The organism is Pseudomonas sp. NPDC077186, from assembly GCF_044543505.1.
Taxonomy (GTDB): domain Bacteria; phylum Pseudomonadota; class Gammaproteobacteria; order Pseudomonadales; family Pseudomonadaceae; genus Aquipseudomonas.
The window spans coordinates 85,480-110,306 of the sequence record NZ_JBITWE010000001.1 but is presented as its reverse complement, the minus strand read 5'-3'; the positions used below and the strand labels follow the sequence as shown (position 1 = coordinate 110,306).

Below are 24,827 nucleotides of genomic sequence, written 5' to 3'. Positions count from 1 at the left end.
GAGTCGGGGCATCCGGCGGGCATTGGCGTGCGTCTTTGTGCCGTCAGTCGCGCACCAGCTCCAGCGACCCGCGGATGCCGGCCTGGTAATCGTCCACGCAGCGCAGCACCAGTTCGCTGCGCCAGCGTTCGGGCTGCGCGGCCAGTTCGTCGCGGCTCAGCCAGGCGATGCCGTGGATGTCGCTGTCCAGTGCACGGGCCGGATCGTGGCGCAGCGGGTGGGCGATAAAGCACACCCGTTGGTAGGTCACGCCATTGCTCGGCGCGGTGTAGAGGTAGACACCGAGCAGTCCGGTCAGTTCGACCTCCCAGCCGGTTTCTTCGAGGGTTTCGCGCCGCGCGGCCTGGCGCAGCGATTCATTGGCCTCCAGGTGCCCGGCCGGTTGGTTGAGCACCAGGCGGCCGGCCTTGAATTCTTCGACGAACAGGAAACGGCCATCATCTTCGATCACCGTGGCCACGGTGATATGGGGTTGCCACTCCATTTCGGGTGCTCCAAAAACGATCAGCTTGCAGGATTCTGTAGGAGCGCGCTCTGCTCCATAAAAAAGAACCCCGGCACTATGGCCGGGGTTATCCGTATTGCCGAGCCCTTATCAGGCGTTCAACGCGGCCAGAGCGGCGTTGAAGGTGCTGCTGGGGCGCATCACCTGGCTGGTCAGCTCGGGGTTGGAGCGGTAGTAGCCACCGATCTCCACCGGCTTGCCCTGGACGGCCGCCAGTTCGGCGACGATGGTCGCTTCCTGCTCGGTCAGGGTCTTGGCCAGCGGCGCGAAGCGTGCCTTCAGCTCGGCGTCTTCGTCCTGCGCGGCCAGGGCCTGGGCCCAGTACAGCGCCAGGTAGAAGTGGCTGCCACGGTTGTCCAGCTCGCCGACCTTGCGCGCCGGGGATTTGTTGTTGTCCAGCAGTTTGCCGGTAGCTTCGTCCAGGGTCTTGCCGAGGATCTTGGCCTTGAGGTTGTCGGTCTTGATCCCGGTTTCTTCCAGCGACACGGCCAGGGCCAGGAACTCGCCCAGCGAATCCCAGCGCAGGTAGTTCTCTTCGACCAGTTGCTGCACGTGCTTGGGCGCGGAGCCGCCGGCGCCGGTCTCGTACATGCCGCCGCCGGCCATCAGCGGCACGATGGACAGCATCTTAGCCGAGGTGCCCAGCTCCATGATCGGGAACAGGTCGGTCAGGTAGTCGCGCAGCACGTTGCCGGTCACCGAGATGGTGTCCTGGCCGCGGATCATACGCTCCATGGACACGCGGATGGCCTCGTTGTAGCCCATCATGCGGATGTCCAGGCCGTTCAGGTCATGGTCTTTCAGGTACAGCTCGACCTTCTTCTGCAGCTCGCGGTCGTGGGCGCGCTCCGGGTCCAGCCAGAAGATCGCCGGGGTATTGGACTGGCGGGCGCGGGTAACGGCCAGCTTGACCCAGTCGCGGATCGGCGCGTCCTTGGTCTGGCAGGCGCGCCAGATGTCGCCGGCTTCGACCTGGTGCTGCATCAGCACGCTGCCGTCGGCGGCGACGACGCGCATGGTACCGTCGGCGGTCATCTCGAAGGTCTTGTCGTGGGAGCCGTATTCTTCGGCCTTCTGCGCCATCAGGCCGACGTTCGGCACGCTGCCCATGGTGGTCGGGTCGAAGGCACCGTTGGTTTTGCAGAAGTTGATCATTTCCTGATAGATGCGCGCGTAGGTGCTCTCAGGCATGACGGCCTTGGTGTCTTTCTGCTTGCCGTCCTTGCCCCACATCTGGCCGGAGTTGCGGATCATCGCCGGCATCGAGGCGTCGACGATGACGTCGCTCGGGATATGCAGGTTGGTGATGCCCTTGACCGAGTCGACCATGGCCATTTCCGGGCGATGGGCGTAGACCTCGTGGATGTCGTGGAGGATTTCTTCCTGCTGCGAGGCGGGCAGGGCCTTGATCTTGTCGTAGACGCTGCTGATGCCGTTGTTCGGGTTGACGCCCAGTTCCTTGAACAGCTCGCCGTACTTGTCGAACACGTCCTTGTAGTAAACGCTGACGGCGTGGCCGAAGACGATCGGGTGGGAGACCTTCATCATGGTCGCCTTGACGTGCAGGGACCACATCACGCCGGTTTCCTTGCAGTCCTGCAGGGTCTTCTCGAAGAAGTCGCGCAGCTTGCGGCAGCTCATGAACATGCTGTCGAACACTTCGCCTTCCTGCAGGGCGAGCTGTTTCTTGACTTCTACCTTGCCGTCCTTGCCGACGAACTCGATGCGCACGTCACCGGCCTTGGCCATGGTGATCGACTGCTCGCTGGAGAAGAAGTCGCCGCCGCGCATGTAGTCGGCGTGGGACTGCGAGGCCATGCTCCACTTGCCCATGCTGTGCGGGTGCTTGCGTGCGTAAGCCTTGACCGCGGCGGGGGCGCGGCGGTCGGAGTTGCCTTCGCGCAGCACCGGGTTCACCGCACTGCCGAGTACCTTGGCATAACGGGCACGGACTTCCTTCTCGGCGTCGCTCTGCGGGTCTTCCGGGTAGTCGGGCAGGGCATAGCCCTGGGCCTGCAGCTCGGCGATGGCGCCCTTGAGTTGCGGCACCGAGGCGCTGATGTTGGGTAGCTTGATGATATTGGCTTCGGGCTGGGTGGCCAGTTCGGCCAGCTTGGCGAGGTCGTCCTCGATGCGCTTGTCGGCGCCCAGTTGGTCGGCAAAGCTTGCCAGGATCCGTCCAGCAAGAGAGATGTCGCGGGTTTCGACGGAGATGTCAGCCGATGCGGCGAAAGCTTCTACAATGGGTAGAAGCGAGTAGGTGGCGAGGGCTGGAGCTTCGTCGGTGAAGGTGTAGATGATCTTCGAAGGGGTGGACATTTAGGGTTAACTCTCTTCTTTGCTGAGCGCGCATAGAAACTCGACCTGCGCGGGTAGGCGCTTGAACCCCATGGTGGCGGGGTCGGGTCGAGGACTCGCCGCGGTGATGTTGGATGCACCCGTAGAGTGTCGAGCATTTCGAACCGGCAGACAGTGGTGGCCGTTCGCCGGTTTCAAGAGGCTGTTATCCGGTTCCAGACAGGCCGCCCCTTATGACTCGTTAGTCACCTAAGCAGTATATCACTGCGACGCCGCGTCGCAGAATGCCCAGTTGCATAAGACCAACGAACATGTGGTTCCAGCCGATTCAACTGCGCTACTCTCGGGGGATTGCGCACAGTTCTAACCACAAGATGGAGTCCAGCATGGGATACCAAAAGATCCAGGTGCCAGCCAGCGGTGACAAAATCACCGTCAATGCCGACATGTCGCTCAATGTGCCGAACAACCCGATCATCCCCTTCATCGAGGGCGATGGTATCGGCGTGGATATTTCCCCAGTGATGATCAAGGTGGTCGACGCCGCCGTCGCCAAAGCCTATGACGGCGCGCGCAAGATCTCCTGGATGGAGGTCTACGCCGGCGAGAAAGCCACCCAGATCTACGACCAGGACACCTGGCTGCCCAAGGAAACCCTCGAAGCAGTGCGCGACTACGTGGTGTCGATCAAGGGCCCGCTGACCACCCCGGTGGGCGGCGGTATCCGCTCGCTCAACGTGGCCCTGCGCCAGGAACTCGACCTTTACGTCTGCCAGCGTCCGGTGCGCTGGTTCGAAGGCGTGCCCAGCCCGGTGAAGAAACCCGGTGACGTGGACATGGTGATATTCCGCGAGAACTCCGAGGACATCTATGCCGGCGTCGAATGGAAGGCCGGCAGCCCCGAGGCCGAGAAGGTCATCAAGTTCCTCACCGAGGAAATGGGCGTCAAGAAGATCCGTTTCACCGACATGTGCGGCATCGGCATCAAGCCGGTTTCCGAGGCGGGCACCAAGCGTCTGGTGCGCAAGGCGCTGCAGTACGCCGTCGACAACGACCGCAGCTCGGTAACCCTGGTGCACAAGGGCAATATCATGAAATTCACCGAGGGCGCCTTCAAGGAGTGGGGCTATGAGATCGCCCGCGACGAATTCGGCGCCGAGCTGCTCGATGGCGGCCCGTGGATGCAGTTCAAGAACCCGCGCACCGGCAAGAACGTCGTGGTCAAGGACGTGATCGCCGACGCCATGCTGCAGCAGATCCTGCTGCGTCCGGCCGAGTACGACGTGATCGCCACGCTCAACCTCAATGGCGACTACCTGTCCGACGCCCTGGCGGCGGAGGTCGGCGGCATCGGCATCGCACCGGGCGCCAACCTGTCCGACTCGGTGGCCATGTTCGAGGCCACGCACGGTACCGCGCCGAAGTATGCCGGCCAGGACAAGGTCAATCCGGGCTCGGTGATCCTCTCCGCCGAGATGATGCTGCGTCATATGGGCTGGATCGAGGCGGCCGACCTGATCATCAAGGGCACCAACGGCGCCATCGCCGCCAAGACCGTGACCTACGATTTCGAGCGTCTGATGGAAGGGGCGACCCTGCTGTCCTGCTCGGAGTTCGGCGACGCGATGATCGTGCACATGTAACAGCGGGTTGTCGCACAAAGAAAGGCCGGTCAATTGACCGGCCTTTTTCGCGGCGATTTGCCAGGATACTCAGACTTCGACAGTGCTAGCGGTACTCTGTGCCTGGGGCACGGCCACAGGAGCCTCCTGGGTGGCGGCACTGATATTGACGGCGTGTAGTCCTTTCGGGCCCTGCACGATCTCGAAGCGGACCGGCTGGCCGGCCTTGAGTGTTTTATAACCTTCCATCTGGATGGCCGAGTAGTGGGCGAACAGGTCCTCATCTCGGCCGTCGGCCAGGATGAATCCATAGCCTTTGGCGTTGTTGAACCACTTGACCTTACCGCTGAGCATGCTGATATCCCTCTGCAAAGGACTCCATCTCTGGAGTATCATCCACTTCGATTCCGCGCGATAACCAACCAGGCTGGGCGAGGGCGCGGAACCCCTGATACCCACTAATGGGTATTCATTGTTTGTAACACCCTTTTGCCGATAGTCAAGGCTATGCGGCGGACGGCTGAGAAGTCAGTCAAACTCCCTCTAGCATCCCTGTTCGTCCGGCCCTGAACCTCTGATTTCAGCATGCATGCAAGTAGCCAGATTCGACTAACATTCAATCAGGATCACCCGGCAGAGCATGAGGACGATTCCTCCGGCGTTGCTGTTCAGGAGTCCAAGCCAGCATTACAGGCACCACCGATGTACAAGGTGGTCTTATTCAATGACGACTACACCCCGATGGATTTTGTCGTCGAAGTGCTCGAAGTTTTTTTCGGCATGAACCGGGAGCTGGCGACCAAGATCATGCTGACCGTCCATACAGAGGGGCGGGCGGTATGTGGCGTGTTCACCCGTGATATCGCGGAGACCAAGGCCATGCAGGTCAATCAGTACGCGAGGGAAAGCCAGCATCCGCTACTCTGTGAGATCGAGAAGGACGGTTAATGCCGGCCACTTGGGTATGAGGTGAAGCTATGTTGAATCGAGAGCTCGAAGTCACCCTCAATCTGGCTTTCAAGGAGGCGCGCGCCAAGCGTCATGAGTTCATGACGGTCGAGCACCTGCTGCTGGCCTTGCTGGATAACGAGGCGGCGGCCAGCGTGTTGCGCGCCTGTGGAGCCAATCTCGACAAGCTGCGCCATGATTTGCAGGAGTTCATCGACTCCACCACGCCGTTGATTCCCCAGCACGACGAAGAGCGCGAAACCCAGCCAACCCTGGGCTTCCAGCGCGTGCTGCAGCGCGCCGTGTTCCACGTGCAGAGTTCGGGCAAGCGCGAAGTCACCGGCGCCAACGTGCTGGTGGCGATCTTCAGCGAACAGGAAAGCCAGGCCGTGTTCCTGCTCAAGCAGCAGAGCGTGGCGCGTATCGACGTGGTCAACTACATCGCCCACGGCATCTCCAAGGTGCCGGGGCACGGCGATCATCACGAGAACGACCAGGAGATGCAGGACGAAGAGGGCGGCGAGGCCTCGGCCTCCGGCAATCCGCTGGACGCCTACGCCAGCAACCTGAACGAACTGGCGCGCCAGGGGCGCATCGACCCGTTGGTCGGTCGCGAGCACGAGGTCGAGCGCGTGGCGCAGATTCTCGCCCGGCGGCGCAAGAACAACCCGCTGCTGGTCGGCGAGGCCGGCGTCGGCAAGACCGCCATCGCCGAGGGCCTGGCCAAGCGCATCGTCGACGAGCAGGTGCCCGATCTGCTGGCCGACAGCGTGGTCTATTCCCTGGACCTCGGCGCGCTGCTGGCCGGTACCAAGTACCGCGGCGACTTCGAGAAGCGCTTCAAGGCGCTGCTCAACGAACTGCGCAAGCGCCCGCATGCCATCCTGTTCATCGACGAGATCCACACCATCATCGGCGCCGGTGCGGCGTCCGGCGGGGTGATGGATGCGTCCAACCTGCTCAAGCCGATGCTCTCCTCTGGCGAGATTCGCTGCATCGGTTCCACCACCTTCCAGGAGTTTCGCGGCATCTTCGAGAAGGATCGCGCCTTGGCGCGGCGCTTCCAGAAGGTCGACGTGGTCGAGCCGTCGGTCGACGATACCTACGGCATCCTCAAGGGGCTCAAGGCGCGTTTCGAGCAGCATCACCATATCGAGTACAGCGACGAGGCCCTGCGTGCTGCGGCCGAGCTGGCCGCGCGCTACATCAACGACCGCCATATGCCGGACAAGGCCATCGACGTGATCGACGAGGCCGGCGCCTATCAGCGCCTGCAGCCGGAAGACAAGCGCGTGCCGCGTATCGAAGTCGCCCAGGTCGAGGACATCGTCGCCAAGATCGCGCGGATTCCGCCCAAGCACGTGTCCAGCTCCGACAAGGAGCTGCTGCGTAATCTGGAGCGCGACCTCAAGCTCACCGTATTCGGTCAGGATGCCGCCATCGACTCGCTGGCCACCGCGATCAAGCTGTCGCGCGCCGGGCTCAAGGCGCCGGACAAGCCGGTCGGCTCCTTCCTCTTCGCTGGTCCCACCGGCGTGGGCAAGACCGAGGCCGCTCGGCAGCTGGCCAAGGCCATGGGTATCGAACTGGTGCGCTTCGACATGTCCGAGTACATGGAGCGGCATACCGTGTCGCGGCTGATCGGCGCGCCGCCCGGCTACGTCGGTTTCGACCAGGGCGGCCTGCTCACCGAGGCGATCACCAAGCAGCCGCACTGCGTGCTGCTGCTCGACGAGATCGAGAAGGCTCATCCGGAAGTCTTCAACCTGCTGCTGCAGGTGATGGATCACGGCACCCTGACCGACAACAACGGGCGCAAGGCGGATTTCCGTAACGTGATCCTGATCATGACCACCAACGCCGGGGCGGAAACCGCGGCGCGGGCGTCGATCGGCTTCACCCAGCAGGATCACTCCACGGACGCCATGGAAGTGATCAAGAAGAGCTTCACTCCGGAGTTCCGCAACCGCCTGGACACCATCATCCAGTTCGGCCGCCTGAGTCACGAGACGATCAAGAGCATCGTCGACAAGTTCCTCACCGAACTGCAGGCGCAGCTGGAGGACAAGCGCGTCACCCTGGAAGTCAGCGATGCGGCGCGCGGTTGGCTGGCCGAGCGCGGTTATGACGTGATGATGGGGGCCAGGCCGATGGCGCGTCTGATCCAGGACAAGATCAAGCGTCCGTTGGCAGAGGAAATCCTCTTCGGCGAGCTGGCCGAGCATGGCGGTGTGGTGCACATCGACATCAAGGACGGCGAGCCGAGCTTCGAGTACGAGACGGCGGCGGAAGTCGCCTGATCGGCAAGCCAACGAAAACGCCCGGCATATGCCGGGCGTTTTCGTTTGGTGCTTGGCTTAGCGGGCGCGGTAGGTGATACGGCCCTTGCTCAAGTCGTAAGGTGTCAGCTCGACGCGCACCTTGTCACCAGTGAGAATGCGGATGTAGTTCTTGCGCATCTTGCCGGAGATGTGCGCGGTAACGACGTGCCCGTTTTCCAACTCCACGCGGAACATGGTGTTGGGCAGGGTGTCGACGACAGTGCCTTCCATTTCGAAGCTGTCTTCTTTCGACATGCAGTAAAGCCCTCGGTATCCAGGAAATGGCCCGGTGCAACTGGCGCCAGGCAAAAGCGGCGTGCATTGTGCCCGAAAACAGGGGGCTGCGCCAAGGGGCTTGGCGGGGTGAGCTTGCTCGGTGGCGGTCGCGAGGCTCTAGGTCAGGAGGGTCCAGCGCTGATTGACGAACAGCTCGATGGGGCGGTATTGGGTCTTGTAGTTCATCTTGCGGCAGTTCTTGATCCAATAGCCGAGATAGACGGCCTGCAGTCCCAGGCGCGCGGTTTCGCCGATCTGCCAGAGGATGGCGAAACGTCCGAGGCTGCGGCGCTCTTCGCTCGGGTCGTAGAAGGTGTAGACCGCCGACAGGCCGTTGGGCAGCAGGTCGGTCACGGCGATGGCCACCAGGCGACCGCGCAGACGGAATTCGTAGAAACGCGAAAACGGCAGGTCGCGCACCAGGAAGGTGGAAAACTGGTCGCGGCTCGGCGGATACATGTCGCCATCGGCGTGGCGCTGCTCGATGTAGCGCACGTAGAGCGCGTAGTACTCCTCGGTGAAGGCCGGGCGCACGGGACGCACGCTGATGTCTTGGTTGCGCTTGAGGATGCGCCGCTGCTGGCGATTGGGGGTGAACACCGAGGCCGGGATGCGCGCCGGAACGCAGGCGGTGCACTGCTGGCAATGCGGGCGATAGAGGTGGTCGCCGCTGCGGCGAAAGCCCATTTCCGAGAGTTCGGCGTAGACCAGCACGTCCATGGGCTGACTGGGGTCGAGAAACAGGGTGGTGGCCTGTTCCTCGGGCAGGTAGCTGCACGGATGAGGCTGGGTGGCGTAGAACTTCAGGCGGGCCAGCTCGGTCATGGCGGTGTCTCGGTAAAGCCTTGCCTATGAGTGTATGTCAGGCTTTGGCGCTCGACTAGGCGAGCCAGTCCGCGCTGCTGGGCAGGTCCAGATGGCGCTGCAGGTAGTCGGCGAAAACCGCGCGGGGGATGGCGCGGGCGCCGAAGCTGTGCAGGTGCTGGGTGGGCATCTGGCAGTCAATCAGGACGAAGCCCCATTGGCGCAGCTTGTCGACCAGGGTGGCGAACCCCACCTTGGAGGCGTTGTCTGAGCGGCTGAACATGGATTCGCCGAAGAACAGCTGGCCGATGGCCAGGCCATAGAGGCCGCCGACCAGTTCCTCGCCCTGCCAGACCTCCACCGAATGGGCGATGCCGTGGCGGTGCAGCTCCAGGTAGGCGTCCTGCATGCTCGAGGTGATCCAGGTACCGTCGGCGTAATCGCGCGGCGCGGCGCAGGCGCGGATTACCGCGGCGAAATCCCGGTCGAAGCTGACCCGATAGCGCTGCTGGCGCAGCAGCTTGGCCAGGCTGCGGGAAATGTGCAGCTCGTCGGGAAACAGCACGGTGCGTGGATCGGGCGACCACCAGAGAATCGGCTGGCCGTCCTGGAACCAGGGGAAGCAGCCATGGCGGTAGGCGCCGATCAGGCGATCGGCGCTGAGGTCGCCGCCGGCCGCGAGCAAACCGTTGGGTTCGCGCATGGCCTTGGCTAGCGGCGGGAATGCCAGGGAGTCGCGTTGCAGCCAGGTCAGCATGCGGGGTGTCCGGCGGGGCAGGGGAGAGGGCGAGCGGTGTGGCTCGCCCGGCTGCATCAGTTGCTGTCGAGGAACTTCTCGACGTCCAGCGCGGCCATGCAGCCGGCGCCGGCGGAAGTGATGGCCTGGCGGTAGACGTGGTCGGCCACGTCGCCAGCGGCGAATACGCCGTCGATGCTGGTGGCGGTGGCGTTGCCTTCGCTGCCGCCCTTGATCAGCAAGTAACCGTCGCGCATCTCCAGTTGGCCGGCGAACAGCTCGGTGTTGGGCTTGTGGCCGATGGCGATGAACACGCCGGCCAGCGGCAGTTCCTTGGGAGCGCCGTTCTCGGTGCTCTTCAGGCGCACGCCGGTGACGCCGGTCTGATCGCCCAGCACTTCGTCGAGGGTGTGGTTCCAGTGCAGCTTGATATTGCCGTTGGCGGCCTTGTCGAACAGCTTGTCCTGCAGGATCTTCTCCGAGCGCAGCTTGTCGCGGCGATGAACCAGGTGCACTTCCTTGGCGATGTTGGACAGGTACAGCGCCTCTTCCACGGCGGTGTTGCCGCCGCCGATCACCGCCACCACCTGGTTGCGGTAGAAGAAGCCGTCGCAGGTGGCGCAGGCCGATACGCCCTTGCCGGAGAAGGCTTCTTCCGAGGGCAGGCCGAGGTACTGGGCGCTGGCGCCGGTGGCGATGATCAGTGCGTCGCAGCTGTAGGTGCCGCTGTCGCCCTTGAGCACGAAGGGGCGGCTTTGCAACTCAGCGGTATGGATGTGGTCGTAGATGATCTCGGTGTCGAAGCGTTCGGCATGCTTTTGCATGCGCTCCATCAGCGCCGGGCCGGTCAGGCCTTCGACGTCGCCCGGCCAGTTGTCCACCTCGGTGGTGGTGGTGAGTTGGCCGCCGGGTTGGATGCCGGTGATGACCACGGGCTTGAGATTGGCGCGAGCGGCGTAGACGGCCGCGCTATAACCGGCAGGGCCGGAGCCCAGGATAATCAGGCGTGAATGCTTGACTTCGCTCATAAAAAAACCCCATAAGCCTTTGTCACAAAAGAGAATGCGTGCTCCAATTGAGCCGCATGGAAGCTGCTGCCGGCTATGCTACACCGAAGCGGGGCGGGTGCGGGAGCTTGGCGATTGGCCGGCGGGCGACGGGCTCGGGGTAAATCCGTACAATGTCCGCGTTCTGCGGTTAACCATCAGATGGACGCGCCAGGGGCGCAGGAAATGGCTGTTTTGAAGAATTCCACCACGCAGATTCCGGACTGGCGGCAGAAACTTCAGTATCGACTGAAGGAGGGCGCATTGATTGCCCTGGCGGCGCTGTGCCTGTACCTGCTGATGACGCTGCTGACCTATAACGTCGCCGATCCGGCCTGGGACAACAGCGTGCAGGTCGAGCGCATCCTCAACGCCGGCGGCAGCATCGGCGCCTGGCTGTCCAGCGCGCTGTTCGGCGCCCTGGGCTATTTCGCCTACATCTTCCCGCTGCTGCTGGGCATCAAGACCTGGCAGGTGTTCCGTACGCGCAACCAGCCCTGGCACTGGAACGGCTGGCTGTTCTCCTGGCACAGCATCGGCCTGGTATTCCTGATTCTGTCCGGCGCAGCGCTGGGTGACATTCATTTCACTGCCGCGGCCGGCATGCAGGGCTCCGGCGGCGGCATGCTCGGCGCCAGCCTCGGCGACCTGGCCGTGCATGCGCTGAACGTGCAGGGCAGCACCTTGCTGTTCCTGGCGCTGTTCCTGTTCGGTCTGACCGTGTTCACCGACCTGTCCTGGTTCCGCGTGATGGACCTGACCGGCAAGATCACCCTGGACCTGATCGAGCTGATCAACGGCGCCATCACCGGCTGGTGGAACGCGCGCAACGAACGCAAGCAGATGAAAGTGCAGCTGCGCGAGCTGGACGAGCGGGTCAACGAGGTGGCCGCGCCGGTGGTAAGTGATCGCCGCGAGCAGGCCAAGGTCAAGGAACGCCTGCTCGAGCGCGAAGAGTCGCTGAGCAAGCATATGAGCGAACGCGAGAAGCGCCCGGCGCCGGTGATCACTCCGCCCGCGCCGCCCAAGGCGGCCGAGCCGAGCAAACGCGTGCTCAAGGAAAAGCAGGCGCCGCTGTTCGTCGATACAGCCGTCGAGGGCAGCCTGCCGCCGATTTCCATTCTCGACGTCGCCGAGAAGAAGCAGAAGCAGTTTTCCCCCGAGTCGCTGGAGGCCATGTCGCGCCTGCTGGAGATCAAGCTCAAGGAGTTCGGCGTCGAGGTGGTGGTCGAGTCGGTGCATCCCGGCCCGGTGATCACCCGTTTCGAGATCCAGCCGGCGGCGGGGGTGAAGGTCAGCCGCATCTCCAACCTGGCCAAGGACCTGGCGCGTTCGATGGCCATGGTCAGCGTGCGCGTGGTCGAGGTGATTCCCGGCAAGACCACAGTCGGCATCGAGATTCCCAACGAAGACCGGCAGATCGTGCGCTTCTCCGAGGTACTGTCCTCAAGCGAGTACGACGACGCCAAGTCGCCGGTGACCCTGGCGCTGGGCCACGATATCGGCGGCCGCCCGGTGATCACCGACCTGGCCAAGATGCCGCACCTGCTGGTGGCCGGTACCACCGGCTCGGGTAAGTCGGTGGGGGTCAACGCGATGATCCTGTCGATTCTGTTCAAGTCCACGCCGGAAGAGGCGCGGATGATCATGATCGACCCGAAGATGCTGGAACTGTCGATCTACGAGGGCATTCCGCACCTGCTTTGCCCGGTGGTCACCGACATGAAGGAGGCGGCCAACGCCCTGCGCTGGTCGGTCGCCGAGATGGAGCGGCGCTACAAGCTGATGGCGGCCATGGGCGTACGCAACCTGGCCGGCTTCAACCGCAAGGTCAAAGATGCCATCGAAGCCGGCACGCCGCTGACCGATCCGCTGTACCGCCGCGAGAGCATGGAAGACGAGGCGCCGCAGCTCAAGACGCTGCCGACCATAGTCGTGGTGGTCGACGAATTTGCCGACATGATGATGATCGTCGGCAAGAAGGTCGAGGAACTGATCGCGCGTATCGCGCAGAAGGCACGCGCCGCCGGCATCCACCTGATCCTCGCCACCCAGCGCCCCTCGGTGGACGTGATCACCGGCCTGATCAAGGCCAACATCCCGACCCGCATGGCCTTCCAGGTGTCGAGCAAGATCGACTCGCGCACCATTCTCGACCAGGGCGGCGCCGAACAATTGCTCGGTCATGGCGACATGCTCTACCTGCCGCCCGGCACCGGCCTGCCGATCCGCGTGCACGGCGCCTTCGTCTCCGACGACGAGGTGCACCGCGTGGTCGAGGCCTGGAAGCAGCGCGGCGCGCCGGACTATATCGAAGACATCCTCGCCGGCGTCGAAGAGGCCGGCAGCGGCTTCGAGGGCGGCGGTGGTGGCGAAGGCGGCGAGGGCAGCGAGGAAGACCCGCTGTACGACGAAGCGGTCAACTTCGTCATGGAAAGCCGCCGCGCCTCGATTTCCGCGGTGCAGCGCAAGCTGAAGATCGGCTACAACCGCGCCGCGCGGATGATCGAGGCGATGGAGATGGCCGGCGTGGTCAGCTCGATGAACACCAACGGCTCGCGCGAGGTGATCGCGCCCGGGCCGTCGCGTGACTGAGAATTTGTGAATAAATCTACTGCGCTCGGCATCTCGCGCTTCGGCGGTGCTCGCAATGCTCATGTATTTCAATACACTCCGCTTGCTGTGCTCCGGCGAAACGCGACCTGCCTTCGCTCGCTACGATTTCTTCACAACCTCTGAGCGCGGCGGCCGCGGACAAATCGGCGGCTTCGCGGTCTACAAGATTCCACGGCGGCCCCAGCGGCGGCCGAGCAATGCGGGGCGTGGACGTCTCGCCATCCTTCAAGGGGTTTATATGCGTGTTATCCGCCTGCTGATGCTGGCCGCTCTGAGTTTCACCCTGCTGACCGCCCAGGCCGACGACGAGGCGGCCACCCAGCGCCTGACCGAACTGCTCAACCAGGCGCAAACCATCAGCGCACGTTTCTCCCAGCTGACCCTGGACGCCAGCGGCACCCAGCTGCAGGAAACCGCCGGGCAACTGGTACTCAAGCGTCCGGGGCTGTTCCGCTGGCACACCGACGAGCCGATGGAGCAGTTGCTGGTGTCCAACGGTCAGAAGGTCTGGCTGTACGACCCGGACCTGGAACAGGTGACCATCCAGACCCTCGACCAGCGCCTGACCCATACCCCGGCGCTGCTGCTGTCCGGCGATGTGTCGCAGATCCGCGAGAACTTCGAGATCAGCTACAAGGAAGGCGGCAGCGTGGTCGACTTCATCCTCAAGCCCAAGGCCAAGGACAGCCTGTTCGACAGCCTGCGCCTGTCGTTCCGCAACCGTGTGCTCAACGACATGCAACTGATCGACAGCATCGGCCAGCGCACCAATATCCTGTTCCTCAACGTGAAGATGAACGAGCCGGTCGAAGATCACCTGTTCAGCTTCGACATTCCGCAAGGGGCGGACGTCATTCAGGAGTAAGGCGTGGACCTGTTCGGTCGGCAACCCGTCGCACAACCCCTGGCCGCGCGCCTGCGCGCGACCAGCCTGGACGAGTACGTCGGCCAGGAACACGTGCTCGGCCCGGGCAAGCCGCTGCGCGAGGCGCTGGAGCAGGGCGCCCTGCACTCGATGATCTTCTGGGGGCCGCCGGGCGTGGGCAAGACCACCCTGGCGCGGTTGCTGGCCAAGGTCACCGATGCGCACTTCGAGACCATTTCCGCGGTGCTCTCCGGGGTCAAGGAGATCCGTCAGGCGGTGGAGGTGGCCCAGCAGCACGCCGCCCAGTACGGCCGGCGCACCATCCTCTTCGTCGACGAAGTGCACCGCTTCAACAAGAGCCAGCAGGACGCCTTCCTGCCCTATGTGGAAGACGGCACGCTGATCTTTATCGGCGCCACCACGGAAAACCCCTCCTTCGAGCTGAACAACGCGCTGCTGTCGCGCGCCCGCGTCTACGTGCTCAAGAGCCTCGATGAGGCGGCGATGCGCAAGCTGGTGGGCCGTGCGCTGAGCGAGCCGAAGGGCCTGGCCGGGCGTAACCTGAGCCTGCCGGAGGAGAGTTTCCAGATACTCCTGGCCGCCGCCGACGGCGACGGCCGGCGCCTGCTCAACTTCCTCGAGAACGCCGCCGACCTGGCCGAGGATGGCGGCGAAATCGGCGTGGAGCTGCTGCAGAACCTGCTGGGCGACAGCCGCAGGCGCTTCGACAAGGGCGGCGAGGCCTTCTACGACCAGATTTCCGCGCTGCACAAGTCGGTGCGCGGCTCCAGTCCCGACGGCGCGCTGTACTGGTACGCGCGCATGCTCGATGGCGGCTGCGACCCGCTGTATATCGCCCGGCGGGTGGTGCGCATGGCCAGCGAGGATATAGGCAATGCCGACCCGCGCGCCCTGACCCTGTGCCTTAACGCCTGGGATGTGCAGGAGCGCCTGGGCAGCCCCGAAGGCGAGCTGGCGGTGGCCCAGGCCATCGTCTATCTGGCCTGCGCGCCGAAGAGTAACGCGGTGTACACGGCATTCAAGGCGGCCATGCGCGACGCCGCCGAGCAGGGCTCGCAGGAAGTGCCGCTGCACCTGCGCAACGCGCCGACCAAGCTGATGAAGCAGCTCGGCTATGGCGACGAGTACCGCTATGCCCACGACGAGCCGGATGCCTATGCCGCCGGCGAGGATTATTTCCCCGAGGCGCTGCAGCCGCGCCAGTACTACGACCCGGTACCGCGGGGCCTGGAGCTGAAGATTCGCGACAAGCTGCAGCACCTGCGCAATCTGGACGCCAGCAGTCCGAGGCAGAGGCGAAAATGATGATTCGCGTGGCGCTTGCCGTGGCCCTGGGTGGCGCGGCCGGTTCGGTTATGCGCTTTCTGGTTGCGAGCTGGGTCGCCGGCCAGTGGCCGCGGCATTTCTACCTGGCTACCTTCGCGGTGAACCTCCTCGGTTGTCTGCTGATCGGCCTGTTGTCCGGCCTGTTTCTCACCCGCAGCGATCTGCCGCTGGAGCTGCGCACCGGGCTGATTACCGGCGTGCTGGGCGGCTTCACCACCTTTTCCTCCTTCAGTCTGGAGATGTTGAAGCTGATGGAGGGCGGTCGCGCCGCCGAAGCCTTCGGCTACCTGGCGTTCAGCATCATCGGCGGCCTGCTGGCGGCCTGGGCCGGGTTGAGCCTGGCCCGATTGGCATCCTGACCCGCTAAGGCTTTACACTCCACCACCCGCGCCACACTGCTGGCCACCACCATTTCGCCGTTGTCTTGAGACCCGAACATGCTCGATTCCAAACTCGTCCGCACGCAACTCACCGAAATCGCCGAGCGCCTCGCCACGCGAGGCTTCGTCCTCGACGTCGCCCGCTTCGAGGCCCTGGAGAGTCAGCGCAAGTCGGTGCAGGTGCGCACCGAGCAACTGCAGGCCGAGCGTAACAGCCGTTCCAAGACCATCGGCCAGGCCAAGGCGCGCGGCGAGGACATCGCGCCGCTGCTGGCCGAAGTCGACCAGCTGGGCAGCGACCTGGAAGCGGGCAAGCGCGAGCTGGACGCCATTCAGAGCGAACTGGACAACCTGCTGCTGAACATTCCCAACCTGCCGCACGAGTCGGTGCCGGTCGGCGAAGACGAGGACGGCAACGTCGAAGTATCGCGCTGGGGCACCCCGCGCAGCTTCGATTTCGCGGTCAAGGATCACGTCGCCCTCGGCGAGCAGCACGGCTGGCTGGATTTCGAGACCGCTGCCAAGCTCTCCGGTGCCCGTTTCGCCCTGCTGCGCGGGCCTATCGCCCGCCTGCACCGCGCCCTGGCGCAATTCATGATCAACCTGCATACCGGCGAGCACGGCTATGAGGAGGCCTACACCCCGTACCTGGTGCAGGCCCCGGCCCTGCAGGGCACCGGCCAGTTGCCGAAGTTCGAGGAAGACCTGTTCAAGATCGCCCGCGAAGGCGAGGCGGATTTCTACCTGATCCCCACCGCCGAGGTGTCGCTGACCAATATCGTCGCCGGCGAGATTCTCGACGCCAAGCAGCTGCCGCTGAAGTTCGTCGCCCACACCCCGTGCTTCCGCAGCGAGGCGGGTGCCTCTGGTCGCGACACCCGCGGCATGATCCGCCAGCACCAGTTCGACAAGGTCGAGATGGTGCAGATCGTCGAGCCCTCCAAGTCCTTCGAGGCGCTGGAAGGCATGACCGCCAATGCCGAGCGTGTGCTGCAACTGCTCGAGCTGCCGTACCGCAAGCTGGCCCTGTGCACCGGCGACATGGGTTTCTCGGCGGTGAAGACCTACGACCTGGAAGTCTGGGTGCCGAGCCAGGACAAGTACCGCGAGATTTCCTCCTGCTCCAACTGCGGCGACTTCCAGGCTCGCCGCATGCAGGCGCGCTACCGCAACCCGGAAACCGGCAAGCCGGAGCTGCTGCATACCCTCAACGGCTCCGGCCTGGCGGTGGGGCGCACCCTGGTGGCCGTGCTGGAGAACTACCAGCAGGCCGACGGCAGCATCCGCGTACCCGAGGTGCTCAAGCCCTATATGGGCGGTATCGAAGTGATCGGCTAAAGCTCGATCGCGATGCAGGATACGGGGTGGCAATGGCCGCCCCGTTTTTTAGGCGGTATGCCGATGATCGCCACGTAGGGTGCGCCGTGCGCACCGGGACCCGCGTCGGTAGTTGGTGCGCATGGCGCACCCTACGAACCCGCCGCCCGCCTTCCTACCTCTTGCGAGGCTGATTTATGCAATTCCTTCCGCTGTTCCACAAGTTGCAGGATCGCCCGGTGCTGGTGATCGGCGGTGGCGAAGTCGCCCTGCGCAAGGCGCGCCTGCTGAGCGACGCCGGCGTCCGTCTGCGCGTCGTGGCGCCGGAGATCCGCAGCGAGCTGCAGGAACTGGCCGGCCCGGCCGGCATCTTCCTGCGTGGCTACCAGGCCGGCGACCTGCAGGGCGTGGCCCTGGTGATCGCCGCCACCGACGACGAGCCGCTCAACGCGCGGATTTCCGTGCAGGCCCAGGCGCTGGGGATTCCGGTCAACGTGGTAGACGCGCCGGCACTGTGCAGCGTGATCTTCCCGGCCATCGTCGACCGCTCGCCGCTGATCGTTGCGGTCAGCAGCGGTGGCGACGCGCCGGTGCTGGCGCGGCTGATCCGCGCCAAGATCGAGACCTGGATTCCGGCCACCTATGGTCAGCTGGCCAACCTGGGCAAGCGCTTTCGCGAGCGGGTCAAGCAACTGTTCCCCGACGTGCAGCAGCGCCGGGTGTTCTGGGAGGACGTATTCCAGGGCCAGGTGGCGGAAAGCGTGTTCGCCGGCAAGCCGGAGGAGGGCGAGCGTCTGCTCGAAGCGCGTCTGGCGGGCGCCGCACCGCGCGCGCTGGGCGAGGTGTACCTGGTCGGCGCCGGCCCGGGCGACCCCGACCTGCTGACCTTCCGCGCCCTGCGCCTGATGCAGCAGGCCGATGTGGTGCTCTACGACCGCCTGGTGGCGCCGGCGATCATCGAGCTGTGCCGCCGCGACGCCGAGCGCATCTACGTCGGCAAGCGCCGCGCCGACCACGCCGTGCCGCAGGAGCAAATCAACCAGCTGTTGATCGACCTGGCCCGCCAGGGCAAGCGGGTGCTGCGCCTGAAGGGCGGCGATCCCTTCATCTTCGGCCGCGGCGGCGAGGAGATCGAGCAACTGGCCGCCGAGGGCATTCCCTTCCAGGTGGTGCCGGGCATCACCGCCGCCTCCGGCTGCGCGGCCTACGCCGGCATCCCGCTGACCCATCGCGACCATGCGCAGTCGGTGCGCTTCGTCACCGGCCACCTCAAGGACGGCAGCAGCGACCTGGCCTGGCAGGATCTGGTGGCGCCCAACCAGACCCTGGTGTTCTACATGGGGCTGGTGGGGCTGGCCGGCATCTGCGAGCAACTGATCGCCCATGGCTGCGCGCCCGCCACCCCGGCGGCGCTGATCCAGCAGGGCACCACGCAGAACCAGCGGGTGTTCACCGGCACCCTGGCGAGTCTGCCGCAGCTGGTGGCCGAGCACGAAGTGCATGCGCCGACCCTGGTGATAGTCGGCGAGGTGGTGCAGCTGCGCGACAAGCTGGCCTGGTTCGAGGGGGCGCAGAACGACGTCTGAGCGGCGGGGCGCGTAGCTGGCGCTGTTGCCGCGGCTCGACAAGGCGCGATCCGCCCTGCGGGCCTCTCGCAGGAGCGGCTTCAGCCGCGAATCAGTTCAGGCTTAACTGATCGATCTGTTCGACTCGAGCCGCGTGCTCCAGCGCCGCTCGGCTTCGGCGAACGCCTGCTCACGCGGCAGCCCCAGGCCGCGCAGGGCCAGGGCCATGGTGGCGATCACCGCCAGACGGCCGTAAGCGTCTTCGCGCTCGCCGCGCCAGAAGGCGAGTAGCTGTTCGGGCTGCAGGCTTTCCGGTTTGACGTGGCGCTGCGCCGACAGCGCCGGCCATTCCTCGTCCCAGGCCTGGCCGTCCTGCGTGCCGTAGAGGTGGCAGACGGCATCGGGATTGACCTCGATCTCGCCGCCTTCGCCCTTGATCACTATGGCGTGATCGCCGAGCAGCTGGCTGGCCTCGCGGTGCACCGCCTGGTAGCCGGGATGGAAGATGCTCTGCAGGCCGCAGCGTGCGCCGAGCGGATTGAGCACACGCGCCAGGGAATGAATCGGCGAGCGCAGGCCGAGGGTGTTGCGCAGGTCGATCATGCGCTGCAGCGCCGGCATCCAGTCGCCCAGGTGGCTGTAGGCGAGGCGCTGTTGCTGCAGGGCGGCGTCCACCGCCGACCAGTCGCGGCACAGGGCAATCCCCAGTGGCTGCAGCAACTGCTCGCAGTACAGGCGGCCGGCGGTATGCGCGCCGCCGCCATGCAGGAAGATGCGCACGCCGCTGGCGGCCAGCGCCTTGGCCGCCAGCAGGTACCAGGGCAGATGCCGCTTCTTGCCGGCGTAGCTCGGCCAGTCCAGATCGACATCGATGGCCGGCGTTGCCAGGCGCTCACGCACCGCCTCGGTGAAGCCGGCCAGTTCCTCGGCGCTTTCCTCCTTGTGCCGCAGCAGCATGAGGAAGGCGCCCAGCTGGGTGTCCTCGGCCTTGCCGTCGAGCAGCAGGCCCATGGCCTCGCGCGCTTCCTCGCGGGTCAGGCTGCGCGCACCGCGCTTGCCCTTGCCGAGGATGCGCACGAATTGGGCGAAGGGATGTTCGGCTGGCGTGATCAGGTTCATAGGCAATTGGTCGGTTTCGGCAGGCCGGCGAGCTTGGCCGCCAGTTTGGCAGGGGTGCCCTTGAACAGGCGGTTGAGGTGCAGGCTGTTGCCCTTGTCCGGGCCGAGCTTGAGGGCCACGTACTTGATCAGCGGGCGGTTGGCCGGCGACAGCTGGAATTCGGCGTAGAAGGCGCGCAGCAGTTGGAGAATTTCCCAGTGCTCGACGCTCAGTGGCAGGTCTTCGGCCGCGGCCAGGGCCTCGGCGACCGGCTCGGACCAGTCCTGCAGGTCGACCAGGTAGCCGTCCTGGTCCAGGGCGATTTCACGGCCGTCGAGGTTCAGGACGTTCATAGCCAGCTGTTGACCTTGGCGTAACGGCTGCACAGTTCGACGAAACCGGGGTAGTCCACCGTCTGCACCCGCTCGGGCGCCGCCAGGCCGCGGGCGGCGAGGTCTTCGTCCAGCGCATAGAGGGCGATGCCGGCCGGCAGCAGCTGCAGCGCCTGCAGGTTGGCGGTGTTTGGTTGCAGCGCGTAGAGCGCATCGCCGGTGAGCAGCAGGGCATCGTTCGCGCCGAGCAGGCGCAGGCAGCTGACCAGGCGGCTGTCGGCGAAGGGCGAGTGAGAGAGGATATGCAGGGTGGCCATCAGAGGGTGATCACCTGGTCGTAGCGGTCGAGTAGGCTGGTCAGTGCGCCGTCGTCCAGGCGCTGCACCGCGAGCTGCAGTTGGGCATCGTCGAGGCCGCGCTCGCTCAGGCTGCGGGCGCTGGCATACAGCGCCTCCACGCCGAACAGCGGCAGGGCCTGCAGGTTGGCGCCGAGATCCTTCTGTTGCACGGCGCCCGGTTGTTGGCCGGCGGCCAGCTGGAACACGCCATCGTCGAGAAACAGCAGGCCGATGGGCAGGTCGAAGGCGCCGCCGGCCAGGGCGATGTCCAGCGCCTCGCGGGCGCCGGGGCCGCTCCAGGGCGCCTGGCGACTGATGATCAGCAGCGACTTGCTCATCATTGGCCTCCGAAGCAGATCAGGCGGTCGGCCTGCTGCGCCGCCTCATGCAACTGGCCGAGGCCGGACAGCTCCCAGGGCGCCTGCAGGTTGGCCGCCGGCCGTGCGTAACGCTGCGCCTCATCGGCATCGAGCACGCCGCGGCGCAGGGCGGCGGCGATGCACACCACGGCGTCCAGCCCGTGCTCGCTGACGAACTCGCGCCATTCCCGCGGCAGGTCGAGTTCGTCCTGCGGGCTGACCACGTTGCTGGCCGCGCTGTGCACGCCGTCCTGGTAGAAGAACAGGCGCACGATCTCGTGGCCGCCGGCCAGGGCGGCCTGGGCGAAACGCAGGGCGCGGCGGGAGGCGGGCAGATGGGGCGCAGCGAACAGGGCGATGGCGAATTTCATGGAGCGTCCGGCGAGGCAAACTGACGGCAATGATAAGGCCAGGGGCCTATGGCAGACAAAGAATCCTTGACGGCACCTCGGTGGGCGCGGGCTTTGCGCCAACAAACGTGCAAAGAAAAGCCCGCCGAGGCGGGCTTGAAGGGGGACGAAAAGGATCAGTCGTCGCCGCCCATGATGCCGAAGATCTGCAGCAGGCTGACGAACAGGTTGTAGATCGACACGTACAGGCTGATGGTGGCCATGATGTAGTTGCGCTCGCCGCCATGGATGATGGCGCTGGTCTGATAGAGGATGCAGACCGAGGAGAACAGCACGAAGCCGGCGCTGATGGCCAGTTGCAGGCCGCTGATCTGGAAGAAGAAGCTGGCCAGCACGGCGGCGAGCAGGACGAAGAAGCCGGCGGTGATGAAGCCGCTGAGGAAGCTCATGTCCTTGCGGGTGGTCAGCACATAGGCGGACAGGCCGCAGAATACCAGCGCAGTCATGGAGAAGGCCGAGCTGATCACCTCGGCGCCGTTGGCCATGCCCAGGTAGCGGTTGAGGATCGGCCCGAGGGTGTAGCCCATGAAGCCGGTCAGCGCCAGGGTGGAAACCAGGCCCCAGGCCGAGTCACGCAGCTTGTAGGTGAGGAAGAACAGGCCGTAGAAGCCGATCAGCACCACGAAGAAATTCGGGTAGGGCAGGTTGGCGCGCTGGCTGAGGAAGGCGACCAGGCCGCTGAAGGCCAGGGTGATGGCCAGCAAGCCGTAGGTATTGCGCAGGACGCGGCTGACTTCCAGCTGCTCGGCCTGCGAGTGATTGAGTACGTAGTCTTGCTCTTGCATGGCGACGCTCCTGTGGCACAAGGGTTCCGATATTCGAATGTTCCCGATCATAGCAGAGCCCGGCGCAGTGCCAAGGCGCAGAGTTTGACAGTGTGTTGCGTTCCGGTAAGATTGCCGCCCGCACTGCAGCGGAGGTGTGGCCGAGTGGTTTAAGGCAACGGTCTTGAAAACCGTCGATGGGCAACTATCCGTGAGTTCGAATCTCACCGCCTCCGCCAATTCCTTTTGCCTTGACGCAATTTCTGATCTTTATCTGGCGCTTGCTTTTTGACTGTCGTGCGCCAAGCTAGGTCAGGCTTTGGCTTTTTGCTAAGGTGACCGACAAGTTCAACCTCACCGCCGCGTGCGGTGGCTGACAAGGTGCAACGAGGTGGCCGATTGATTAGGGTGCTGGTGGTCGACGACCACGATCTGGTTCGCACAGGCATTACGCGCATGCTCGCCGACATCGACGGCCTGCAGGTGGTGGGCGAGGCCTGCACCGGGGAAGAATCCCTGCTCAAGGTGCGTGAGCTCAAGCCGGACGTGGTGCTGATGGACGTCAAGATGCCCGGCATCGGCGGCCTGGAAGCCACCCGCAAGCTGATGCGCAGCCACCCCGACATCAAGGTCGTCGCCGTCACCGTGTGCGAGGAAGATCCCTTCCCCACGCGCCTGCTGCAGGCCGGCGCCGCCGGTTACCTGACCAAGGGCGCAGCCCTGGAGGAGATGGTCCAGGCCATCCGCCTGGTGTTCGCCGGCCAGCGCTACATCGACCCGCAGATCGCCCAGCAACTGGCACTGAAGTCCTTCCAGCCGCAGAGCAACGGCTCGCCGTTCGACCTGCTGTCCGAGCGCGAGATCCAGATCGCGCTGATGATCGCCAACTGCCACAAGGTACAGAACATCTCGGACAAGCTGTGCCTGTCGCCGAAGACGGTCAACACCTACCGCTACCGCATCTTCGAGAAGCTCTCCATCACCAGCGACGTCGAGTTGGCGCTGCTCGCGGTGCGCCACGGCATGGTCGACGCCGTCAGCTGAAGATGTCCGCCCCCTTCGACTCGAGTGCCTTCCTGGCGACCTGCAGCGGTCGCCCCGGCGTTTATCGCATGTTCGACGGCGAGACCAAGCTGCTCTACGTCGGCAAGGCGAAGAACCTGAAGAAACGCCTGGCCAGCTATTTCCGCAAGACCGGCCAGGCGCCCAAGACCGCTGCGCTGGTGGCGCGCATCGCGCAGATCGAAACCACCATCACCGCCAACGAGACCGAGGCGCTGCTGCTCGAGCAAACGCTGATCAAGGAATGGCGGCCGCCGTACAACATCCTGCTGCGCGACGACAAATCCTACCCCTACGTGTTTCTCTCCGATGGAGAATTCCCCCGCCTGGGCATCCATCGCGGCGCCAAGAAGGCCAAAGGGCGCTACTTCGGTCCCTATCCCAGCGCGCTGGCGATCCGCGAGAGCCTCAGCCTGCTGCAGAAGACCTTCCTCGTCCGCCAGTGCGAGGACAGTTACTACAAGAACCGCACGCGGCCGTGCCTGCAGTATCAGATCAAGCGCTGCAAGGGGCCTTGCGTCGGCCTGGTCACGCCCGAGGAATACGCCGAGGACGTGCGCCATTCGGTGATGTTTCTCGAGGGCCGCAGCAACGCGCTGAGCGACGAACTTTCCGCCGGCATGGAAAAGGCCGCCATGGCCCTGGAGTTCGAGCGCGCCGCCGAGCTGCGCGACCAGATCGCCCTGCTGCGCCGGGTGCAAGATCAGCAGAGCATGGAAGGCGGCAGCGGCGACGTCGACGTGATCGCGGTGATGCTCAATCCCGGCGGTGCCTGTGTGCACCTGATCAGCGTGCGCGGTGGCCGGGTGCTGGGCAGCAAGAATTTCTTCCCTCAGGTGGCGATCGAGGAGGAGGGCGGCGACGTGCTGATGGCCTTCCTCGCCCAGTACTACCTGGGCAACGTCGAGCGCGACCTGCCCAGCGAGCTGATCGTCAACGTGCCGCACGAGGATTTCGCCACCCTGACCGAGGCGGTCGAATCCTTGCGCGGGCGTAGCCTGAGCATCAGCCATCGCGTGCGCGGCACCCGTGCGCGCTGGCAGCAACTGGCGGTGACCAATGCCGAGCAGGCGCTGGCCGCGCGCCTGGCCAATCGTCAGCATCTGGCCGAGCGCTTCGAGGCGCTGGCCGCTGTGCTGCAGATGGACGAGCCGCCGCAGCGCATGGAGTGCTTCGATATCAGCCATTCCAGCGGCGAGGCGACGGTGGCGTCCTGCGTGGTGTTCGGCCCGGAAGGCCCGCTCAAATCCGATTACCGCCGCTTCAATATCGAGGGCGTCACCGCCGGCGACGACTACGCGGCGATGCATCAGGCGCTGACCCGGCGCTTCAGCAAGATCAAGGACGGCGAAGGCAAGTTGCCGGACGTGCTGCTGGTGGATGGTGGCAAGGGCCAGTTGGCCATGGCTCGCGAGGTGCTGCAGGAGCTGGCGGTGCCCGACCTGATCCTGCTCGGCGTGGCCAAGGGCACCACGCGCAAGCCGGGGCTGGAGGTGCTCTATCTGAACGATGCCGAGCACGAATTCACCCTGCCGGGCAACTCGCCGGCGCTGCATCTGATCCAGCAGATTCGCGACGAGTCGCACCGTTTCGCCATCACCGGCCACCGCGCCCGGCGTGGCAAGGCGCGGCGCACCTCGAGCCTGGAGGAGGTGGCCGGAGTCGGCCCGAAGCGCCGGCGCGAGCTGCTCAACCACTTCGGTGGCCTGCAGGAACTGTCCCGCGCCAGCGCCGAGGAAATCGCCAAGGCGCCGGGAATCAGCAAAAAGCTCGCCGAGTTGATTTATGCCACCTTGCACAGCGAGTAGAATGCCCGCT

At 64.8% G+C, this 24,827-nt stretch carries 24 protein-coding genes and 1 tRNA gene; 12 read left to right on the top strand and 13 right to left on the bottom strand.

The genetic code is table 11. The annotated features are described in order from the left end of the window. Positions 1 to 43: 43 nt before the first annotated feature. Entirely contained in the window at positions 44 to 484 is a 441-nt protein-coding gene (locus tag ACIGKL_RS00520) for an NUDIX hydrolase (protein ID WP_397484796.1), read from the bottom strand. 111 nt (positions 485 to 595) lie between these two features. Further along, entirely contained in the window at positions 596 to 2,824 is a 2,229-nt protein-coding gene (locus tag ACIGKL_RS00515) for an NADP-dependent isocitrate dehydrogenase (protein WP_397484795.1), read from the bottom strand. Between the two features lie 365 nt (positions 2,825 to 3,189). Between ACIGKL_RS00515 and icd the strand changes: the two genes are divergently transcribed. Further along, on the top strand, positions 3,190 to 4,446 hold the full coding sequence (gene icd, locus ACIGKL_RS00510; protein ID WP_397484794.1) for an NADP-dependent isocitrate dehydrogenase: 1,257 nt from the start codon (positions 3,190 to 3,192) through the stop codon (positions 4,444 to 4,446). A 69-nt stretch (positions 4,447 to 4,515) separates the two neighbouring features. On the opposite strand, the gene cspD is transcribed toward icd, so the two are convergent. Beyond that, a complete protein-coding gene (gene cspD / locus ACIGKL_RS00505; RefSeq protein ID WP_397484793.1) occupies positions 4,516 to 4,779 on the bottom strand; it encodes a cold shock domain-containing protein CspD in 264 nt (87 codons plus the stop codon). Positions 4,780 to 5,010: 231 nt separating this feature from the next. On the opposite strand from cspD, the gene clpS reads away from it, so the two are divergent. Both clpS and clpA read left to right on the top strand, forming a co-directional pair. Next, positions 5,011 to 5,373 carry an ATP-dependent Clp protease adapter ClpS gene (clpS, locus tag ACIGKL_RS00500; protein WP_031303861.1) on the top strand — a complete coding sequence of 121 codons (363 nt, stop codon included), beginning with the start codon at positions 5,011 to 5,013 and terminating at the stop codon, positions 5,371 to 5,373. 29 nt (positions 5,374 to 5,402) lie between these two features. Next, on the top strand, positions 5,403 to 7,673 hold the full coding sequence (gene clpA, locus ACIGKL_RS00495) for an ATP-dependent Clp protease ATP-binding subunit ClpA (RefSeq protein ID WP_397484792.1): 2,271 nt from the start codon (positions 5,403 to 5,405) through the stop codon (positions 7,671 to 7,673). A 57-nt stretch (positions 7,674 to 7,730) separates the two neighbouring features. Here the strand turns inward: clpA and infA are convergent, their stop codons facing one another. The 4 genes from infA to trxB all read right to left on the bottom strand — a co-directional run bounded on the left by infA (position 7,731) and on the right by trxB (position 10,538). Then, the gene (gene infA, locus ACIGKL_RS00490; RefSeq protein WP_002553999.1) at positions 7,731 to 7,949 is read right to left on the bottom strand and encodes a translation initiation factor IF-1; all 219 of its coding nucleotides are present in this window, start codon (positions 7,947 to 7,949) and stop codon (positions 7,731 to 7,733) included. Positions 7,950 to 8,087: 138 nt separating this feature from the next. Continuing rightward, positions 8,088 to 8,795 (bottom strand): arginyltransferase, encoded by a 708-nt coding sequence (locus tag ACIGKL_RS00485; RefSeq protein WP_122107817.1) that lies wholly within the window; start codon positions 8,793 to 8,795, stop codon positions 8,088 to 8,090. Between the two features lie 55 nt (positions 8,796 to 8,850). Then, a complete protein-coding gene (gene aat / locus ACIGKL_RS00480; protein ID WP_397484791.1) occupies positions 8,851 to 9,531 on the bottom strand; it encodes a leucyl/phenylalanyl-tRNA--protein transferase in 681 nt (226 codons plus the stop codon). A 56-nt stretch (positions 9,532 to 9,587) separates the two neighbouring features. After that, positions 9,588 to 10,538, bottom strand: coding sequence for a thioredoxin-disulfide reductase (gene trxB, locus ACIGKL_RS00475; RefSeq protein WP_397484789.1), 951 nt, complete (start codon positions 10,536 to 10,538; stop codon positions 9,588 to 9,590). Between the two features lie 204 nt (positions 10,539 to 10,742). On the opposite strand from trxB, the gene ftsK reads away from it, so the two are divergent. From ftsK to cysG, 6 genes are all read left to right on the top strand, one after another. Next, positions 10,743 to 13,151, top strand: coding sequence for a DNA translocase FtsK (ftsK, locus tag ACIGKL_RS00470; RefSeq protein WP_397484788.1), 2,409 nt, complete (start codon positions 10,743 to 10,745; stop codon positions 13,149 to 13,151). 259 nt (positions 13,152 to 13,410) lie between these two features. Then, positions 13,411 to 14,037 carry an outer membrane lipoprotein chaperone LolA gene (lolA, locus tag ACIGKL_RS00465; protein ID WP_397484787.1) on the top strand — a complete coding sequence of 209 codons (627 nt, stop codon included), beginning with the start codon at positions 13,411 to 13,413 and terminating at the stop codon, positions 14,035 to 14,037. Positions 14,038 to 14,040: 3 nt separating this feature from the next. Beyond that, complete coding sequence (locus tag ACIGKL_RS00460) at positions 14,041 to 15,363, top strand: replication-associated recombination protein A (RefSeq protein WP_397484786.1); 1,323 nt, start codon at positions 14,041 to 14,043, stop codon at positions 15,361 to 15,363. Further along, positions 15,363 to 15,743, top strand: a complete 381-nt coding sequence (crcB, locus tag ACIGKL_RS00455) for a fluoride efflux transporter CrcB (RefSeq protein ID WP_397486222.1) — start codon at positions 15,363 to 15,365, stop codon at positions 15,741 to 15,743. Before ACIGKL_RS00460 ends, crcB begins: the two co-directional genes overlap by 1 nt. A gap of 78 nt (positions 15,744 to 15,821) precedes the next feature. Beyond that, the gene (serS, locus tag ACIGKL_RS00450) at positions 15,822 to 17,102 is read left to right on the top strand and encodes a serine--tRNA ligase (RefSeq protein ID WP_397484785.1); all 1,281 of its coding nucleotides are present in this window, start codon (positions 15,822 to 15,824) and stop codon (positions 17,100 to 17,102) included. 176 nt (positions 17,103 to 17,278) lie between these two features. Then, the gene (gene cysG, locus ACIGKL_RS00445; RefSeq protein ID WP_397484784.1) at positions 17,279 to 18,667 is read left to right on the top strand and encodes a siroheme synthase CysG; all 1,389 of its coding nucleotides are present in this window, start codon (positions 17,279 to 17,281) and stop codon (positions 18,665 to 18,667) included. 102 nt (positions 18,668 to 18,769) lie between these two features. On the opposite strand, the gene ACIGKL_RS00440 is transcribed toward cysG, so the two are convergent. The 6 genes from ACIGKL_RS00440 to ACIGKL_RS00415 form a co-directional block, all read right to left on the bottom strand. After that, on the bottom strand, positions 18,770 to 19,765 hold the full coding sequence (locus ACIGKL_RS00440; protein WP_397484783.1) for a glycosyl transferase family protein: 996 nt from the start codon (positions 19,763 to 19,765) through the stop codon (positions 18,770 to 18,772). Then, positions 19,762 to 20,097, bottom strand: a complete 336-nt coding sequence (locus ACIGKL_RS00435) for a TusE/DsrC/DsvC family sulfur relay protein (RefSeq protein WP_397484782.1) — start codon at positions 20,095 to 20,097, stop codon at positions 19,762 to 19,764. Before ACIGKL_RS00435 ends, ACIGKL_RS00440 begins: the two co-directional genes overlap by 4 nt. Next, positions 20,094 to 20,393: a sulfurtransferase complex subunit TusB gene (gene tusB / locus ACIGKL_RS00430; RefSeq protein WP_397484781.1), complete on the bottom strand. Its 300-nt coding sequence runs from the start codon at positions 20,391 to 20,393 to the stop codon at positions 20,094 to 20,096. Before tusB ends, ACIGKL_RS00435 begins: the two co-directional genes overlap by 4 nt. Beyond that, positions 20,393 to 20,752, bottom strand: coding sequence for a sulfurtransferase complex subunit TusC (tusC, locus tag ACIGKL_RS00425; protein ID WP_397484780.1), 360 nt, complete (start codon positions 20,750 to 20,752; stop codon positions 20,393 to 20,395). The genes tusB and tusC overlap by 1 nt, the downstream gene beginning before the upstream one ends. Further along, positions 20,752 to 21,144, bottom strand: a complete 393-nt coding sequence (gene tusD / locus ACIGKL_RS00420) for a sulfurtransferase complex subunit TusD (RefSeq protein ID WP_021442552.1) — start codon at positions 21,142 to 21,144, stop codon at positions 20,752 to 20,754. The genes tusC and tusD overlap by 1 nt, the downstream gene beginning before the upstream one ends. 155 nt (positions 21,145 to 21,299) lie before the next feature. Continuing rightward, on the bottom strand, positions 21,300 to 21,968 hold the full coding sequence (locus tag ACIGKL_RS00415) for a Bax inhibitor-1/YccA family protein (protein ID WP_122107826.1): 669 nt from the start codon (positions 21,966 to 21,968) through the stop codon (positions 21,300 to 21,302). 130 nt (positions 21,969 to 22,098) lie between these two features. On the opposite strand from ACIGKL_RS00415, the gene ACIGKL_RS00410 reads away from it, so the two are divergent. From ACIGKL_RS00410 to uvrC, 3 genes are all read left to right on the top strand, one after another. Next, positions 22,099 to 22,186: transfer RNA gene (locus tag ACIGKL_RS00410), tRNA-Ser, on the top strand. A 160-nt stretch (positions 22,187 to 22,346) separates the two neighbouring features. Continuing rightward, on the top strand, positions 22,347 to 22,991 hold the full coding sequence (gene uvrY, locus ACIGKL_RS00405) for a UvrY/SirA/GacA family response regulator transcription factor (protein WP_031302763.1): 645 nt from the start codon (positions 22,347 to 22,349) through the stop codon (positions 22,989 to 22,991). A gap of 2 nt (positions 22,992 to 22,993) precedes the next feature. After that, on the top strand, positions 22,994 to 24,817 hold the full coding sequence (gene uvrC / locus ACIGKL_RS00400; protein WP_397484779.1) for an excinuclease ABC subunit UvrC: 1,824 nt from the start codon (positions 22,994 to 22,996) through the stop codon (positions 24,815 to 24,817). Positions 24,818 to 24,827 lie beyond the last annotated feature (10 nt).